Here is a 15,233-nt window from a genome sequence, read left to right as displayed (position 1 = left end):
ATATTGGTCGTTCATCCTGATCGTGGACGACCTTCACCTCATGCGCTCGAACACTCTTGCACCATCGTACCTAAAGGTACTTCTTTCCAGGCCGATAGCCCTACGAAGCTCTAAAAAAGCCGCGTTGAATAATAAAACGCTTCGTAAGGACGACCCCCATGCCCCCATTGCGCTCTATCCAAGCCCGCTACACCCTGTTCCTGGTGTTATTCGTCCTGCTGCTATTCGTCTTGACGGTCGTGGGCATCGGACAGTTGGTGGCCCCCAAGCTTCGGCAAACCGAGGAACAGGTCGCCCTCAACCGTATTGCCGAGGTGGCTGAACAGATCCAGGGCGAACTGAACAAGGTCCAGGCCCAGCAGCGCAGCATCACCCAAACCATCCCCCTGCTCGACAGCGATGCCATCGACAAGGTGTTGCCCGGCCTGGTGGACCAGTACGGCGAACTGAAAGTGTTCGGCGGCGGCATCTGGCCCCTGCCCAACCAGCGCACACCGGGGCGCAACAAACACAGCACCTTCTGGCATCGCGATGCGTCGGGCAAACTGGCGGTCAATACCTTTTGGAACAGCGACGCCGCCCCCAATTATTACGATCAGACCTGGTACAAGGGCGGCATGGCCACACCTCGGGGCCAGTGCGCCTGGGCCGCGGCTTACAAGGATGACGCCAGCCAGGAGCCGCGCACCAACTGCGCCATGGCGATCCAGCGCGATGGCGCGCCCTACGGCGTTGCCACCATCGACGTGACCCTGGGCTTTTTCAATGACCTGGTGGCCCGCAAGGAAAAAGACATCGGCGGGCAAATGCTGATCGTCGAAAGCGACGGCAAGATCATCAGCAACAGCTCGCGCATCAGCGGCCAGGTGGTGCTGAAAAACATCAGCGAACTGGCAGGTACCTCGGCGTTTGCCGCCCAGGTCAGCGCCGGCCTGGCCCATCGCGACCAGCCGTTGCAACGCAACGAGTTCGATAATCAGGGCGTAGCCAGCACCTTCTTTATGCGCCCGATTGAAGGCACACCGTGGTTCCTTGCTACCGCCCTGCCCACCTCGCTGATCACCGCCCAGCGCGATGACGTGCTCGGCACCTTGAGTCTGTTGCAGGTCCCCATGGTCCTGCTGCTGGTGCTGTTGCAGGTCTATGCGATCCGCCAACTGGTGCAGCGCATGAAGGCCTTGAAAACCAATATTGATGCGCTGTCCACCGGCGACGCCGACTTGACCCGACGCATCACCATCCGCACCGAGGATGAATTGGGCGCCATTGGTCACTCGGTCAACCGCTTTATCGTCTACTTGCAAAACATGATCGGCGAAGTAACCCTGGCCACCGGCGCCATGTCTTCAAGCCTGGCGCAGTTGCAGCAAACGTCGGCCCAGGCCAACCAGATCCTGGTACGCCACGCCTCGGAAACCGACCAGACCGTCACGGCCATCACCGAGATGAGTTCCACCGCCGACACCGTTGCGCAAAACGCCGCTGAAACCGCCGCCTTCACCCAGAGCGCCAACGAACACGCAGACCGTTCGCGAATCGTCGTGGGGGAAGCCTCCAAGAGCGTCAGTGCCTTGATCGGCGAAGTCTCCAGTGCCACCCATACTGTGGAAAATATGCGCCAGGACGCCCAGCGCATCACGGAGACACTTGGGGTGATCGGCGCCATTGCCGGCCAAACCAACCTGCTGGCGCTCAACGCGGCGATTGAAGCCGCCCGTGCCGGCGAGCAGGGCCGCGGGTTTGCCGTAGTGGCCGATGAAGTGCGCGCCCTCGCCGCCCGGACTCAAGCCAGCACCTCGCAAATCAACGAAATGCTCGCGCGCCTGACCCTGGGCGTCAGCTCCTCGGTCACGGCAATGGAAAACACCCAGGCCAGTTGCCAGTCGGCGGCCGATGCCACCGCTCGGGTCAACAGCGGGCTGGATGAAATGGCCGGCTCCGTCAGCCATATCAACAACCTGAGCACTCAGATCGCCACCGCTGCCGAACAGCAAAGCGCGGTGACCGAAGAGATCAACCGTAGCATGGTGCACATTCGCCATATGGTTGAAGAGCTGGTGCAAAGCGGGCACGCCACTGAACACAATACCCAGAGCTTGCTGGAGGCTAATGGCCAGGTTATTGCGTTGATGGGCCGCTTCAAAGTGCGTTGAAAAAAAGCCCTAACACTCCCGTGCGTTGTACGGGAGTGCGACTATTCTGACAGTCCTAGTGCCCAGTTTCGCCACACAGGAGGTGTGTCATGAATGCCGTTGAGCACCCGAGCCGCCTTGAGAGGATCAGCCAGGAACGCTATATCCAGGCCCCCATCGAAGCTGTCTACGACTACGTGACCCAACCGGATCGCTGGCATGAGTGGCATCCAACTTCCCTGAGCGCCGACACCGGCACCCACGGCTCGCTGCCCGCCGGCCACCGTTTCACCGAAATGATCGACCTGCTGGGCGTGCGAGTGTCCTTGAACTACAGGGTGCAAGTCGCCGTACCGCCCCGTGAGTTCAAGACTGTATTCACCTCACCTGCAGTGGATGGCTGCATTCACTACGTTCTGCAGGTGCAAGGCCGCGGCACCCTGTTCAAGCGCGTTCTCAGTTATGAGACTGGGTTGCAACTCACCACCCTGCATGAGCGCATGACAGAACTGTCGAATCAGGCTCTGGACCAGCTCAAGCAACGCCTGGAAAGCGCCTGACCTGACAAAATCGTCATCTTCCCCTCAGTTTGCCGACAGCTTCAGGACGTTAGGCTACGGCGTCCTGGAGCTGTCAACCTTCCGTATAATCTCGAAACATAACCAGGCGACCCTTTTCTCAAAAGCGCGGAGAATGCGTCATCTCCGTACATTTCGTTACCTATGGGACCTTCGATGAAAACCACCCTGCGCCTGACCCTGCTGTCGGCCCTGTTCATGACTACCCTGGCCCAGGCTGCCGAGCTGATCCCGATTGATGTGCATCGCGATGCCAATTGCGGTTGCTGCAAAAAATGGATCAGCCACCTGGAAAGCAACGGTTTCAAGGTCAATGACCTTGTCGAAACCGACATGAGCGCAGTCAAGCAGCGCCTGGGTGTTGCGCCGCGCCTGGGGTCCTGCCACACGGCGGTGATCGACGGTAAATTCGTCGAAGGCCATGTGCCCGCAGAGCAGGTTTTGGCCCTGCGCAAGCGCGACGATCTGCTGGGCGTCGCCGCACCGGGCATGCCAATGGGCTCGCCGGGGATGGAAACGGACGGTATGAGCCACCCTTATCAGGTCATCGGCCTGACCCGCGAAGGCAAAGACGTAGTGATCGCTGACTACCCGGCACACTGATAGATGCTGGCGGGCTACCTGGGACTGTTTTTCGCCGCCTTCGGTGCGGCGACGCTGTTGCCGATGCAATCGGAAGCAGTGCTGGTGGGGCTACTGCTCAGCGGCCATTACAGCCTGTGGTTACTACTTGCCATCGCCACCCTTGGTAATGTCCTGGGCTCAGTGATCAACTGGCTGTTGGGCCGTTCGGTTGACCGTTTCAAGGACCGCCGCTGGTTCCCCGTCAGCACCGCGAAGCTGGACAAGGCACGCGTTCACTATCAGCGCTGGGGGCATTGGTCGTTGCTGCTCAGTTGGCTGCCGATTATCGGCGATCCGTTGACACTGGTGGCTGGGGTGATGCGCGAGCCGTTGTGGCGGTTTTTGTTGATCGTGAGCCTGGCCAAAGGTACCCGCTACGGGGTGCTGGCAATGCTGACCCTGCACTGGATCTGACCGGCGTTAATCTACGCTTAATCCCTGCGCGACAGCATCCGGGCATCGTCTTTGGAGCCCGCCCATGCCTCTATCTCGCTCATTTTGCCTTGCCGGCCTGCTGCTCAGCAGCACCCTTCCCGCTTTCGCCGCGAGCTCAGGCCCCGCTTACGGGCCTGAGCTGCAAGGCTTTGAATACCCTTACCCAATCGAACACTTCAGCTTCCAGTCCCAGGGCAAGGCCCTGCAAATGGGCTACATGGACGTACCCGCCAAGGGCAAGGCCAACGGTCGCAGCATCGTACTGATGCACGGCAAGAACTTCTGCGGCGCCACCTGGGACGACTCGATCAAGGCCCTGAGCGACGCTGGTTACCGGGTAATCGCTCCCGATCAAATCGGCTTTTGCACCTCCAGCAAACCGGATCATTACCAATACAGCTTCCAGCAACTGGCGATCAACACTCACCAACTGCTGGAAAAGCTTGGCATCCAGAAAGCCACTTTGCTGGGCCACTCCACCGGTGGCATGCTCGCCACACGCTACGCCCTGCTTTATCCGCAGCAAACCGAGCAACTGGCGCTGGTCAACCCCATTGGCCTGGAAGACTGGAAAGCCCTCGGCGTGCCCTATCGCAGCGTCGACCAATGGTACGAGCGCGAGCTGAAGCTGAGTGCCGAAGGCATCCGCAACTATGAGCGCACCACCTACTACGGCGGGCGCTGGAAGCCGGAGTTCGACCGCTGGGTCGACATGCTTGCCGGCCTGAACAAAGGCCCCGGCCATACCCAGGTGGCGTGGAACTCGGCGCTGATTTACGACATGATCTTCACCCAGCCCGTGTACTACGAGTTCAAGAACTTGCAGATGCCCACCCTGTTGCTGATCGGCACGTCCGACACCACGGCCATTGGCAGCGATATTGCGCCGCCAGCGGTCAAGGCGAAGATCGGCCACTACGAAGTGTTGGGCAAACAAGTGGCCAAGCTGATTCCCCACGCCACCCTGGTGGAGTTCCCGGGCCTGGGCCATGCACCGCAGATGGAAGAGCCAGCGCAGTTCCACAAGGCGCTGCTGCAAGGGCTCAATGCCCTTTAAGGCCAGCCTTTTTAGGTTCTGGTGAATGGCATCAGGGCCGTGAGGAGCATGTCACTGGACTGCAATTGCAGATAGGCTCAGTGAGAGCGAAGCTGCGATTTGCGGTTTAGGGGAGGTTCCGGCTGGGGGCGAAAGACAAAGCATAGCGACTTGCCTCTTCCATCAAGTCATCACACATAGGATTCGCCTTGAGAACGTGCGCAGCTGGGTCGATTATCGACAAGCCAAGCGACGTCTCTTCTGTGGCAGATGCCCAAACTTCTCCCATAGGCCCGACAATTTGGCTTTCGCCTCTGAATGTCGCCTCTTCGCCTGCATACATTTCCACACCGGTACGATTGGCACAGATTAGCGGAGTGGCGTTTTCCATTGCGCGAATGCGCGCAAGCTGGGTTGTCCAAGGTCCACCATAGTTGGCTGGGCAACACAATAACTGCGCACCTTGGCGCACCAGCAAGCGAGCGGCTTCTGGCATCCAGAGGTCAAAACAAGTAAGAACGCCAAAACGGCAGATTCCGTCATCGAAGCACGCTAATGAATCGCCTGGGGTAAAGAGGGGCTTTTCTATGCGTGACAGGTGGCACTTGCGTTGTTTCCCCAGCCAGCGCCCTCGCGATACGACAATCGCCGTGTTGTATATGTGATCGCCGTCGCGCTCAGCGATGCCAGCAATTAGCGTTGCATTCTTGTCTGCCGATAGTTGTAGTAAGAACTGCGCGGTTGGCCCATCGAACGCCGATTCAGCATGAAGAAACAATGCCTCACGCGAGCTGTGAAAATAACCGATGGTGCAAAGCTCGGGCATGACCAGGAGATCAAATTGTGCCGCGTCTACACTGTCACGAATCTGCTTGAAATTTGCTGCTGGATCGCCAAATGAAACGGGATACTGCAAAAAAGCAGTCAGCATGAATTTTCCAACTGTTATGGAGTTTTCTGGGCCCAGGCTGATCTTCCTTTGGGCGGCGTCAAGTTGAACTATACCCTAACCGCTCTGCCTCCTTCGTTATCCGGGTTACGCGCTGGCCAGCGATAGCGTGCTGCCCGGTCTGGGCATTGGGTGGGTAGCCGACAGGTTCAGGCTGCCCCCGAAAGTTAGGCCCAGGAGGATGTTCCTGGCGCCGGGGCATCAGCGCACCATTATCGAGCGTTTTGACATTCGGCGCGCCAGCCGCGACCAATAACGGCACATGAACCGAATCCGCTGGCGCCTGAATGTGGCACGCGGGTTGTGGTGGTATGCCTGCCATGGGTATCTATGCATCTTTGCCGGCAGGGTTTTCGGGCTGGACTGGGCTTGGGTACATATCCGTTATTTTGGTTGGGGCGGATTAGGGTTACGCCCTTACGGCGTGTCACTTTTGAAAGGAGCCCAAAAGTAACCCAAAGGCTCTTGCCCCACCACTCGGTGCCTCGCTTAGGCTCGGCATGCCTTCACTCCGGCATTGCTCCGTGGGCCGCCGCGATGGGCCATCCTTGGCCCAACACGGCTAAACCGGCGTCCTGCCGGTTTACCCACGGATCAATGCCTGCGTTCAGCCATCGTGGTTTAACGGGGCGCCTTAGATCAAGATCAAAAGCAAAAGCACGGCGGCCTGGTAGCCGACCTGAGTGGTGAAAAGCAAAAACGTATCCCATCCCCACCGTAGGATCGAGCTTGCTCGCGATGGTCGTTAACGATGACACGGGCTTCCTGAATCACCGCGGTGCCCTCAGGTTCTTCGCGAGCAAGCTCGCTCCTACTGAAAAGCGGATTCCGGCTTTTCGAAAGTGACACGTCGTAAGGGCATAACCCTAAGCCGCCGTTACCGCAACAACGGATATGTACTCAATAGCCCCCCTAAACCCCAGCCATCAGCAACCTCAAGAAATATGTAGAGACCTATTAAAAATTTTGTCCTACAAAAAATACCCACACAGCCCACAGGCTCTGGGATCTGGCCTAGACTCATGACCGATGGGTCGCAACCAAAAGAAAAACCCCCGCAAAAAATCGAAACTTTCTAACTCTGCCGTAGGTCAGGTTTAAGGTAAGGCGAGCGCTGAGGGTTCACGCCGAACGCCCGTCCATCCACTCTATGTATGACTCCAGCGCAACTGGCATAAGGCTTGCCAGTCTGTGTAGCGCTTGTGCGCCTGGCCGCAGGATGCGGTCAATCATCGCTGATGGCTCAAAGCTATCGGCCGACCAACCATGGGAGAGAACTATGATCAGTGCCGATTTAGATACTCAGGGAGAGCGTTTTAGTCAGCCAATTGGCGGGCCTACCTCATTGGCGGACCTTCCCAACACGGTGCGGCCGGTCTCGTCTCAAAGCCCCAATCGCAAAAAAGTGCTATTTGTCACCTCGGAGCTTGCCGACCTGGTGAAAACCGGTGGCCTGGGCGATGTCTCCGCCGCCCTGCCCAGGGCCATGGCCCACCTGCACGATGTACGCGTGTTAATTCCCGGCTACCCGCAGGTGCTGGAGAGCGACAACCCCATTCATATCATCGGTGAGCTGGGCGGCCATGCTGCGCTGCCGCCTTGCAAGATCGGGCGCATGGACCTCAAGGACGGCCTGGTCATCTATGTACTGATCTGCCCCGAACTCTATGAGCGTGAAGGCACGCCCTACGGCGCCAACAATGGTCGCGACTGGCCAGATAACCATATCCGCTTCGCCCGCCTGGGCCTGGCCGCCGCCGATATTGCCGCCAACCTGGCGCAAATCCACTGGTGCCCAGACCTGGTGCACGCCCATGACTGGCCTGCAGGCCTGGCGCCGGCGTATATGCACTGGCGTGGTTCACGCACACCCACGCTGTTCACCATCCATAACCTCGCCTACCAGGGGGTGGTCAGCCTGGCCTCGTGCCCGGAGCTGGGGATTCCCGAGCATGCCTTGCAACAGGAAGGTATGGAGTTCTACGGCAAACTGTCGTTTTTAAAAGCCGGCATGGCTTATTCCAGCCACATCACCACGGTCAGCGCCACGTACGCCCAGGAAATCACCACCCCGGAGTTTGGCTGCGGTCTAGATGGCTTCCTTGCCAGCAAGACCCAGCAAGGCCTGCTCAGCGGTATTCCCAATGGCATCGATGAAAGCTGGGAATCGTCCACCGACCCACACCTGACCCACCCGTTCAACATCGGTGATTGGGAAGGCAAGGCCGTGAACGCTGCCCATGTACGTACCCTGTTCGGCTTGCACGACTCCACTGGCCCGCTGTTTGCCGTAGTTTCTCGGCTGGTCTACCAGAAAGGCCTGGACCTGACCGAAGCAGTCGCCAGTTTTATCGTCGAGTCCGGTGGCCAGATTGCAATCATCGGTCGCGGCGAACCCGAGGAAGAACAGGCCATGCGTGCCCTCGCCCTGCGCTTCCCTGGTCAGATCGGCGTACGTATCGGCTTCAACGAAACCGACGCGCGACGCATGTTTGCCGGCAGCGACTTTCTGCTGATGCCCTCGCGCTATGAACCCTGCGGCCTGAGCCAGATGTACGCCCAGCGTTTCGGTTCGTTGCCCGTGGCCCGCAACACCGGCGGCCTGGCGGACACCATTGAGGATGGCGTCACTGGTTTCCTGTTCAACGAATCCACTGTGCCAAGCTACGAAGCTGCCTTGAGCCGTGCGTTCAAGGTCTTTGCCTACCCCGGTCTGCTCAACGCCATGCGTTGCCGGGCCATGGCCGCGCCGTTCAACTGGTGCCAGTCAGTGGAGCCCTACGCCGAACTTTACGAACAACTGGTGGCGAAAACCCTGGGAACATCGGGAAAACAGTAAAGAGGTCTTTATAGATGCCGTTACGGACTCTGGAAACATGGCCCCACGGCGCAATCATGCTCGACGCGCAACACACCCGTTTCGCTTTGTGGGCGCCTGATGCGTTTTATGTCAGCGTTGAGTTGGAAGAAGGCACATCTGTTCCCATGCTGCCTCTGGTAGATGGCTGGTTTGTAGTGCAAGTGCAATGCCCGGTGGGGACTCGCTACCGTTACAACATCGACGGTGAGCGGGAGGTCCCTGACCCGGCTTCGCGACTTCAGCACTCGGACGTGCATGGCCACAGCGTCGTGGTCGATCCGCTGGCCTACCGCTGGCGCCACAGCGCCTGGCAGGGCCGGCCCTGGCATGAGGCGGTTATCTACGAGCTGCACGTGGGTGTGCTGGGGGGCTACGCCGAGGTTGAGAAACAACTGCCGCGCCTGGCCGAGTTGGGTGTCACGGCCATTGAACTGATGCCCCTGGCGCAGTTTCCCGGCGAGCGTAATTGGGGCTACGACGGGGTCCTACCCTACGCTCCGCAATCCTCCTACGGTACTCCCGACCAGTTGAAACAGCTGATCGACAGCGCCCACCAACAGGGGTTGGCGGTGATCCTCGACGTGGTCTACAACCACTTCGGCCCCGACGGTAATTACTTGGGGCAGTACGCCAAGGGATTTTTCCGCGAAGACACTCACACGCCATGGGGCGCCGGCATCGACTTTCGCCGCCGTGAAGTGCGCGAGTTCTTTATCGACAACGCCCTGATGTGGTTGCTGGAGTACCGCTTCGATGGCCTGCGCCTGGATGCAGTGCACGCCATCAACGATCCCGAGTTCCTCCAGGAACTGGCCCAGCGGGTCCGTCAGCAAGTGGACCCGGGGCGTCACGTGTGGCTGGTGCTGGAAAATGAATTCAACCAGGCCAGCCTGCTGGAGCAAGGTTTCGATGCCCAGTGGAACGATGACGGGCACAACGCCCTGCACGTGCTGCTGACCGGCGAAACCGATGCCTACTACGCCGACTTTGCCGACGACCCCACCGCCAAACTGGCGCGCTGCCTGAGCGAAGGCTTTATCTACCAGGGCCACGCTACCCGTCACGGCAGCGAACGCGGTGAGCCAAGCGGGCACTTGCCACCCAGCGCATTTGTGCTGTTTCTACAAAACCATGACCAGATCGGTAACCGTGCCCTGGGCGAACGCCTGCATCAACTCTGCTCCCCCCAGGCATTGAAGGCCGCTACGACATTGCTGCTGATGTCACCGATGATCCCGCTGATGTTCATGGGCGATGAAGTCACCGCTGAAGAGCCGTTCCTGTTTTTTACCGACCACCATGGCGAACTGGCTGAAGCGGTGCGCGAAGGCCGGCGTAACGAATTTGCCGAATTTTCCGCCTTCACCGACCCCGAGCGGCGCGAGCGTATTCCCGATCCCAACGCTCTGCAAACCTTCCGCCGTTCTGCCCCGGCCCTGGCCGATTGCAGCACTTCCCAGCTGTACCGCCAGTTGCTGAGCCTGCGCCACCGACACATCGTGCCGCATCTGCCGGGCAGCGTGGCGCTGGGTGCGCACGTGCTGGGGCAAGGCGCGATCTCTGCCCGCTGGCGCCTGGGCGATGGCAGCGTGCTGCAGATCGACCTCAACCTGAGTCCTGCCACCTTCAAGCACCCAACAGGTGTCCACAGCCTGTTTGTGACCCCGGTTTCAACCGTCAATGACACGTTGCTCGCGCCCTTTAGCGCCCGTGTCAGCCTGACCCCGGGCGAATCCTCAACCCTTACTGGAGAGCACTCTTGAGCGAAGCGCAATTGGAAATACTCGCCAGCCTAGCGGGCCTGGCCGTCGACTGGATCGACGCAAACGGCCGCCCGCAACGTGTCAGCCCCGACGCCTTGCGCGCCGTGCTCAAAGGCCTGGGCCACCCCGCCGACAGCGACAAAGCCATTGCGGCCAGCCTGCAGGACCTGGCGCGGGTGCAACAAGACAAACACCTGCCACCGCTGCTGACCGTGGATCTCGGCGCAGGCCTGGACCTGGCGCGCTACTTTGCGCCAGGCACGCCCTGCCAGCTCCATCTGGAAGACGGCAGCGTCCTGGACCTTGAACTCGACGCCGACGCGACTCTCGTCGGTTCGATGCCGGTGGGTTACCACCAGGCGCACATTGCCAAGCAACACTTCACCCTGGCAGTGGCGCCGACTCATTGCTACAGCGTCGCCGAAGCCGTAGACAGCCAAACCGCCCGCGCCTGGGGCCTCAGCGCCCAACTGTACGCCCTGCGCCGCAGCGGTGACGGCGGGTTTGGCGACACGCAGGCATTGGAGCACCTGGCCCGCGCTGCTGCCGAAAGAGGCGCCGATGCCCTGGCGATCAGCCCGATGCACGCCATGTTCAGCGCCGACACTGAGCGCTACAGCCCCTATTCCCCCTCCAGCCGCCTGTTCCTTAACAGCCTCTATGCCTCGCCGGGTTGCATCCTCGGCGAACGGGCGCTGCGCAGCGCCATCGAGACCAGCGGCCTGGCCGATGAACTGCAGGCGCTTGAACAACAGAGCCTGATCGACTGGCCCGCTGCGGCCAAGGCCAAACAACAGCTATTGCGCACGCTGTACCAGGATTTTCGCCAAGGCAGCCACCCGCAACACGCCGACTTCCTGAGCTTTCGCCAGGCTGGTGGCGAAGCCCTGGAAAACCACTGCCGCTTCGAGGCGGTACAGGCCGAGCGCGCCGCCAACGGTGAAAGCCTCGACTGGCGCCATTGGCCGCAAGACTGGCGCGACCCCCACAGCCCGGCACTGGTGCAATTTGCGCAAGACAATGGCGAAGAAATCAGCTTCTTTGCCTTCAGCCAATGGCTGATCGCTCGCTGCCTGGAGCGGGCGCAACAAGCCGCCAGGGGCAGCGGCATGGGCATCGGCCTGATCGCAGACCTGGCCGTAGGTGCCGATGGTGCGGGTAGCCAGGCCTGGAGTCGCCAGGACGAACTGCTCGCCGAACTGACTGTGGGCGCGCCGCCGGACATCCTCAACCGCACAGGTCAGGGCTGGGGCATTTCCGCCTTTTCCCCCGAAGGCCTCAAGCGCAACGGCTTTCGCGCCTTTATCGAAATGCTGCGGGCCAACTTTGCCCATGCCGGCGGTTTGCGCATCGACCATGTGATGGGCCTGCAACGGCTGTGGGTGATCCCCATGGACGCCTCACCCCAAGAAGGTGCCTACCTGCATTACCCGGTGGATGACCTACTGCGACTGTTGGCTCTGGAATCGAGTCGACACCAGGCCATCGTCCTCGGCGAGGACCTCGGCACTGTGCCTGACGGCCTGCGGGAAAAACTGATCGCCCGCTCGATCCTCGGCATGCGCGTGCTGCTGTTCGAACAAGACCATGGCGGCCAGTTCAAGCCGATCCTCGATTGGCCGGACAATGCCCTGGCGACCACCAGCACCCATGACCTGCCCACTCTCAATGGTTGGTGGCATAACCGCGATATCGACTGGAATGTGCAACTGGGGCTCATTGATGCACCCACCGTCAAGCAGTGGAGCGAACACCGCCTGCGGGAACGCCAGTCACTGCGCCAGGCCTTGAGCCAGGACCCGCAGAATTTTCGCGATGAAGTGCGCAACGAAACCGACCACGTGATCGACGCCAGTGTGCGTTACCTGGGCCACACCCGTGCCCCTCTGGTCTTGCTGCCCCTGGAAGACGCCCTGGGTATTGAAGACCAAGCCAACCTGCCCGGCACCACCGACACCCATCCCAATTGGCGCCGTCGCCTGCCGGGAGCTGCTGCCACCCTGCTCGACGATGAAGACGCCGCGCGCCGCCTTGAGCTGCTGGCAGTCGCGCGCAATCAAGCCCTCGAGCGTGACCGGTGAAGCCATTGACCCTTCGGGCTACTCAGCGCCTGCAATTTCATAAAGGCTTTACCCTTGATGACGCAGTGCCGTTGGTGCCTTACTTCGCCCGCTTGGGTATCAGCCATCTCTATGCTTCGCCGCTGCTCAGTGCCCGCGCCGGTTCCATGCACGGCTACGATGTAGTCGACCCCACCACCGTCAACCCCGAGCTGGGTGGCGAACCGGCCCTGCGCCGGCTGGTGGCGGCCCTGCGTGCACACCAGATGGGCCTGATCCTCGATATCGTCTCCAACCACATGGCCGTCGGTGGCAGCGACAACGCCTGGTGGCTGGACCTGCTGGAATGGGGCCGTTTGAGCCCCTACAGCGAATTTTTCGACATCCAGTGGCATTCGCCTGACCCGCTGCTCAAGGGCCAGTTGCTGATGCCGTTTTTGGGCAGCGACTACGGGGAGGCGCTGCAAACCGGCACTATTGCACTGCGCTTCGATCCACAGCACGGCAGCTTCTTCGTCGAGCACTACGAACACCGCTTCCCGATCTGCCCCAGCGATTACGGCGACATACTGCGTGCTCATGAGCCGCTCAAGGCCTTGGCCGACCGCTTCAGTACCCTCGCCTACCAGCCCGATGCCTACCCCCAGGCCGCGATCCTGAAACAGGAGTTGGTCGAGCTGGTTGGCGACCCAACAATCCTGGACGCCATCGAGCACAGCCTGAGTCTCTTCGACTCGCGAGAGCCGCAAGGCTTTACCCGCCTGCATCATCTGCTGGAACAACAGAGCTATCGCCTAGCCAGCTGGCGCACGGCGGCAGACGACATCAACTGGCGGCGCTTCTTCGACATCAACGAACTGGGCGGCCTGCGGGTGGAGCGCAGCGCCGTGTTCGAGGCCACCCACGGCAAGATCTTCCATCTGATCAGCGAAGGCCTGGTGGATGGCCTGCGCATCGACCATATCGACGGTCTGGCCGACCCGCGCGGTTACTGCCGCAAGCTGCGGCGCCGGGTGGATGTGCTATCGCCGGACCAGCACTTGCCGATCTACGTCGAAAAAATCCTCGGCGAAGGGGAAACCCTGCATGAGGACTGGCGGGTCGACGGCACTACCGGCTATGAGTTCATGAACCAGCTGTCACTGCTGCAACATGACCCCGCAGGCTTTAAACCCTTGGCCGAGCTATGGAGCGGCAACACCGAACGTCCATCAGCGTTTATCGAGGAAGCCTGGCTGGCCCGCCAGCAGATCCTCAACGGTTCCCTGGCCGGGGATTTTGAAAGCGTCGCCCAGGCCCTGCTGCACGTGGCCCGTGACGACGTGATGAGCCGCGACCTGACCCTTGGCGCCATTCGCCGCGCCTTGCAGGAGCTGATCGTGCACTTCCCGGTCTATCGCACCTACATCAGCGCCCGTGGTCGCACTGAGCGCGACGATGTGTTCTTTATGCGAGCCATGAGCGGCGCCCGCAGCACCTTGAGCGAAGGCGACTGGCCGGTCCTCGACTGCCTGGAAAAATGGCTGGGCGGCCAGCCCTGGCGTGACCGTCCTCTGGGTCGCGAACGCAAGATCCTCAAGCACGCCTGTGTGCGCTTCCAGCAACTGACTTCCCCGGCAGCAGCCAAGGCCGTGGAAGACACCGCGTTCTATCGTTCGGCGGTGTTGCTGTCGCGCAATGACGTGGGTTTCAGCACCGAGCAGTTCAGCGCGCCCCTGGCGCACTTCCACGCGGCCAATCAACAACGCTTGCAGACCTTCCCCGACAACCTGCTGGCCACCGCCACCCATGACCACAAGCGCGGCGAAGACAGCCGCGCCCGCCTGGCAGTGCTCAGCGAGTGTGCCGTTTGGTACGCCGAGCAGGTGCAGCATTGGCGCGCGCTTGCCGCGCCGTTGCGCAGCGATCAAGCCACGCCCTCGGCGGGTGACGAGTTGATCCTCTACCAAGTGCTGCTGGGCAGTTGGCCCCTGGACCTCGATAGCGCCAATGCCTCGGGCCTTGGCGACTATCATCAGAGGCTCTGGCAGTGGCAACAGAAGGCTTTGCGCGAAGCCAAACTGCAGAGCAGCTGGAGCGCGCCCAACGAGCTTTACGAGCAGGGCGTCGAAGCTTTCCTGCGCCGTTTGTTGCTGGACGATTCGGGGTTAGCGCTGCGCACAGCCATTGGTGTCGCCGCCCAGGTCATCGCGCCAGCCGGTGCCCTCAATGGACTGGCGCAATCCTTGCTGCACTTCAGCGTGCCGGGCGTGCCGGACCTGTACCAGGGCGATGAGTTTTGGGACTTCAGCCTGGTAGATCCGGACAACCGTCGACCGGTGGATTTCAATGCCCGCCAACAGGCGCTGCAATCGCCCGTCGAGGTGGGGCAACTGCTTCAGCATTGGCGTGACGGGCGTATCAAACAGGCCCTGATTGCCCAGGTGTTGACCTTGCGCAAGGCCCACCCAGCGCTGTTTGCCAAGGGCAGCTACGAGCCGTTGGAGGTGGTGGGTGAGCATGCAGATCGAGTCATTGCGTTCTGCCGTGAACATCAAGGAAAACGGCTGTTGGTGGTGGTGCCGCGCTGGACCCACAGCCTGCTTGTAAACAGCGCCAACCCCCACGTCGATGCGCAAGTCTGGGGCGATACCCGGGTCAAGTTACCGTTCACCGTAACAACCAAAAACTGGAAGGGACTTTTCCGAACAGGCGCAGTCACACCCAACAAGGAGTTGAGTATCCGCGCAGCTCTGGGGGATTTTCCGGTGAACATCTTTATCAATCCTAATGATCAAGAAAGCTGAAATTTTCTGT

The 15,233-nt window shown here is 60.6% G+C and carries 10 protein-coding genes and 2 pseudogenes; 11 read left to right on the top strand and 1 reads right to left on the bottom strand.

Going from position 1 to position 15,233, the window contains the following annotated elements; translation table 11 throughout:
- Positions 1-158: 158 nt before the first annotated feature.
- The 6 genes and pseudogenes from ACZRJ6_RS15390 to ACZRJ6_RS15365 form a co-directional block, all read left to right on the top strand.
- A pseudogene (locus tag ACZRJ6_RS15390) lies at positions 159-1,292 on the top strand (HAMP domain-containing protein); the annotation flags it as partial.
- A gap of 15 nt (positions 1,293-1,307) precedes the next feature.
- A complete protein-coding gene (locus tag ACZRJ6_RS15385) occupies positions 1,308-2,153 on the top strand; it encodes a methyl-accepting chemotaxis protein (RefSeq protein WP_463993544.1) in 846 nt (281 codons plus the stop codon).
- A gap of 89 nt (positions 2,154-2,242) precedes the next feature.
- Complete coding sequence (locus ACZRJ6_RS15380) at positions 2,243-2,692, top strand: SRPBCC family protein (RefSeq protein WP_463968480.1); 450 nt, start codon at positions 2,243-2,245, stop codon at positions 2,690-2,692.
- Between the two features lie 174 nt (positions 2,693-2,866).
- Positions 2,867-3,313: a DUF411 domain-containing protein gene (locus ACZRJ6_RS15375; protein WP_463968481.1), complete on the top strand. Its 447-nt coding sequence runs from the start codon at positions 2,867-2,869 to the stop codon at positions 3,311-3,313.
- Positions 3,314-3,316: 3 nt separating this feature from the next.
- The gene (locus ACZRJ6_RS15370) at positions 3,317-3,748 is read left to right on the top strand and encodes a YqaA family protein (protein ID WP_463968482.1); all 432 of its coding nucleotides are present in this window, start codon (positions 3,317-3,319) and stop codon (positions 3,746-3,748) included.
- Positions 3,749-3,812: 64 nt separating this feature from the next.
- Positions 3,813-4,826: an alpha/beta fold hydrolase gene (locus ACZRJ6_RS15365; RefSeq protein WP_463968483.1), complete on the top strand. Its 1,014-nt coding sequence runs from the start codon at positions 3,813-3,815 to the stop codon at positions 4,824-4,826.
- Between the two features lie 106 nt (positions 4,827-4,932).
- Here ACZRJ6_RS15365 and ACZRJ6_RS15360 read toward each other — a convergent pair whose 3' ends face one another.
- Positions 4,933-5,736 (bottom strand): nitrilase-related carbon-nitrogen hydrolase, encoded by an 804-nt coding sequence (locus ACZRJ6_RS15360; protein ID WP_463968484.1) that lies wholly within the window; start codon positions 5,734-5,736, stop codon positions 4,933-4,935.
- Between the two features lie 756 nt (positions 5,737-6,492).
- Here ACZRJ6_RS15360 and ACZRJ6_RS15355 point away from each other — a divergent pair.
- The 5 genes and pseudogenes from ACZRJ6_RS15355 to ACZRJ6_RS15335 all read left to right on the top strand — a co-directional run.
- A pseudogene (locus ACZRJ6_RS15355) lies at positions 6,493-6,570 on the top strand (outer membrane lipoprotein carrier protein LolA); the annotation flags it as partial.
- A 463-nt stretch (positions 6,571-7,033) separates the two neighbouring features.
- Positions 7,034-8,593: a glycogen synthase GlgA gene (gene glgA, locus ACZRJ6_RS15350; protein ID WP_463968485.1), complete on the top strand. Its 1,560-nt coding sequence runs from the start codon at positions 7,034-7,036 to the stop codon at positions 8,591-8,593.
- 14 nt (positions 8,594-8,607) lie between these two features.
- Positions 8,608-10,377 (top strand): malto-oligosyltrehalose trehalohydrolase, encoded by a 1,770-nt coding sequence (treZ, locus tag ACZRJ6_RS15345; protein ID WP_463968486.1) that lies wholly within the window; start codon positions 8,608-8,610, stop codon positions 10,375-10,377.
- Positions 10,374-12,458 carry a 4-alpha-glucanotransferase gene (gene malQ, locus ACZRJ6_RS15340; protein WP_463968487.1) on the top strand — a complete coding sequence of 695 codons (2,085 nt, stop codon included), beginning with the start codon at positions 10,374-10,376 and terminating at the stop codon, positions 12,456-12,458. The genes treZ and malQ overlap by 4 nt, the downstream gene beginning before the upstream one ends.
- Positions 12,455-15,223, top strand: a complete 2,769-nt coding sequence (locus ACZRJ6_RS15335) for a malto-oligosyltrehalose synthase (RefSeq protein ID WP_463968488.1) — start codon at positions 12,455-12,457, stop codon at positions 15,221-15,223. The genes malQ and ACZRJ6_RS15335 overlap by 4 nt, the downstream gene beginning before the upstream one ends.
- The last annotated feature ends 10 nt before the right edge of the window (positions 15,224-15,233 follow it).

The sequence above is a fragment of the Pseudomonas sp. C321 genome, from assembly GCF_055407105.1.
Note: the sequence above shows the minus strand (reverse complement) of the source record. Positions and strands in the feature narration are given on the sequence as shown.

Excerpts from the sequence above, each read along its gene's own strand:
- glgA (WP_463968485.1), top strand. The coding sequence starts at position 7,034 with ATGATCAGTGCCGATTTAGATACTCAGGGAGAGCGTTTTAGTCAGCCA.
- ACZRJ6_RS15385 (WP_463993544.1), top strand. The coding sequence starts at position 1,308 with ATGATCGGCGAAGTAACCCTGGCCACCGGCGCCATGTCTTCAAGCCTG.
- ACZRJ6_RS15370 (WP_463968482.1), top strand. The coding sequence starts at position 3,317 with ATGCTGGCGGGCTACCTGGGACTGTTTTTCGCCGCCTTCGGTGCGGCG.
- treZ (WP_463968486.1), top strand. The coding sequence starts at position 8,608 with ATGCCGTTACGGACTCTGGAAACATGGCCCCACGGCGCAATCATGCTC.
- ACZRJ6_RS15360 (WP_463968484.1), bottom strand. The coding sequence starts at position 5,736 with ATGCTGACTGCTTTTTTGCAGTATCCCGTTTCATTTGGCGATCCAGCA.
- ACZRJ6_RS15375 (WP_463968481.1), top strand. The coding sequence starts at position 2,867 with ATGAAAACCACCCTGCGCCTGACCCTGCTGTCGGCCCTGTTCATGACT.
- ACZRJ6_RS15380 (WP_463968480.1), top strand. The coding sequence starts at position 2,243 with ATGAATGCCGTTGAGCACCCGAGCCGCCTTGAGAGGATCAGCCAGGAA.
- ACZRJ6_RS15365 (WP_463968483.1), top strand. The coding sequence starts at position 3,813 with ATGCCTCTATCTCGCTCATTTTGCCTTGCCGGCCTGCTGCTCAGCAGC.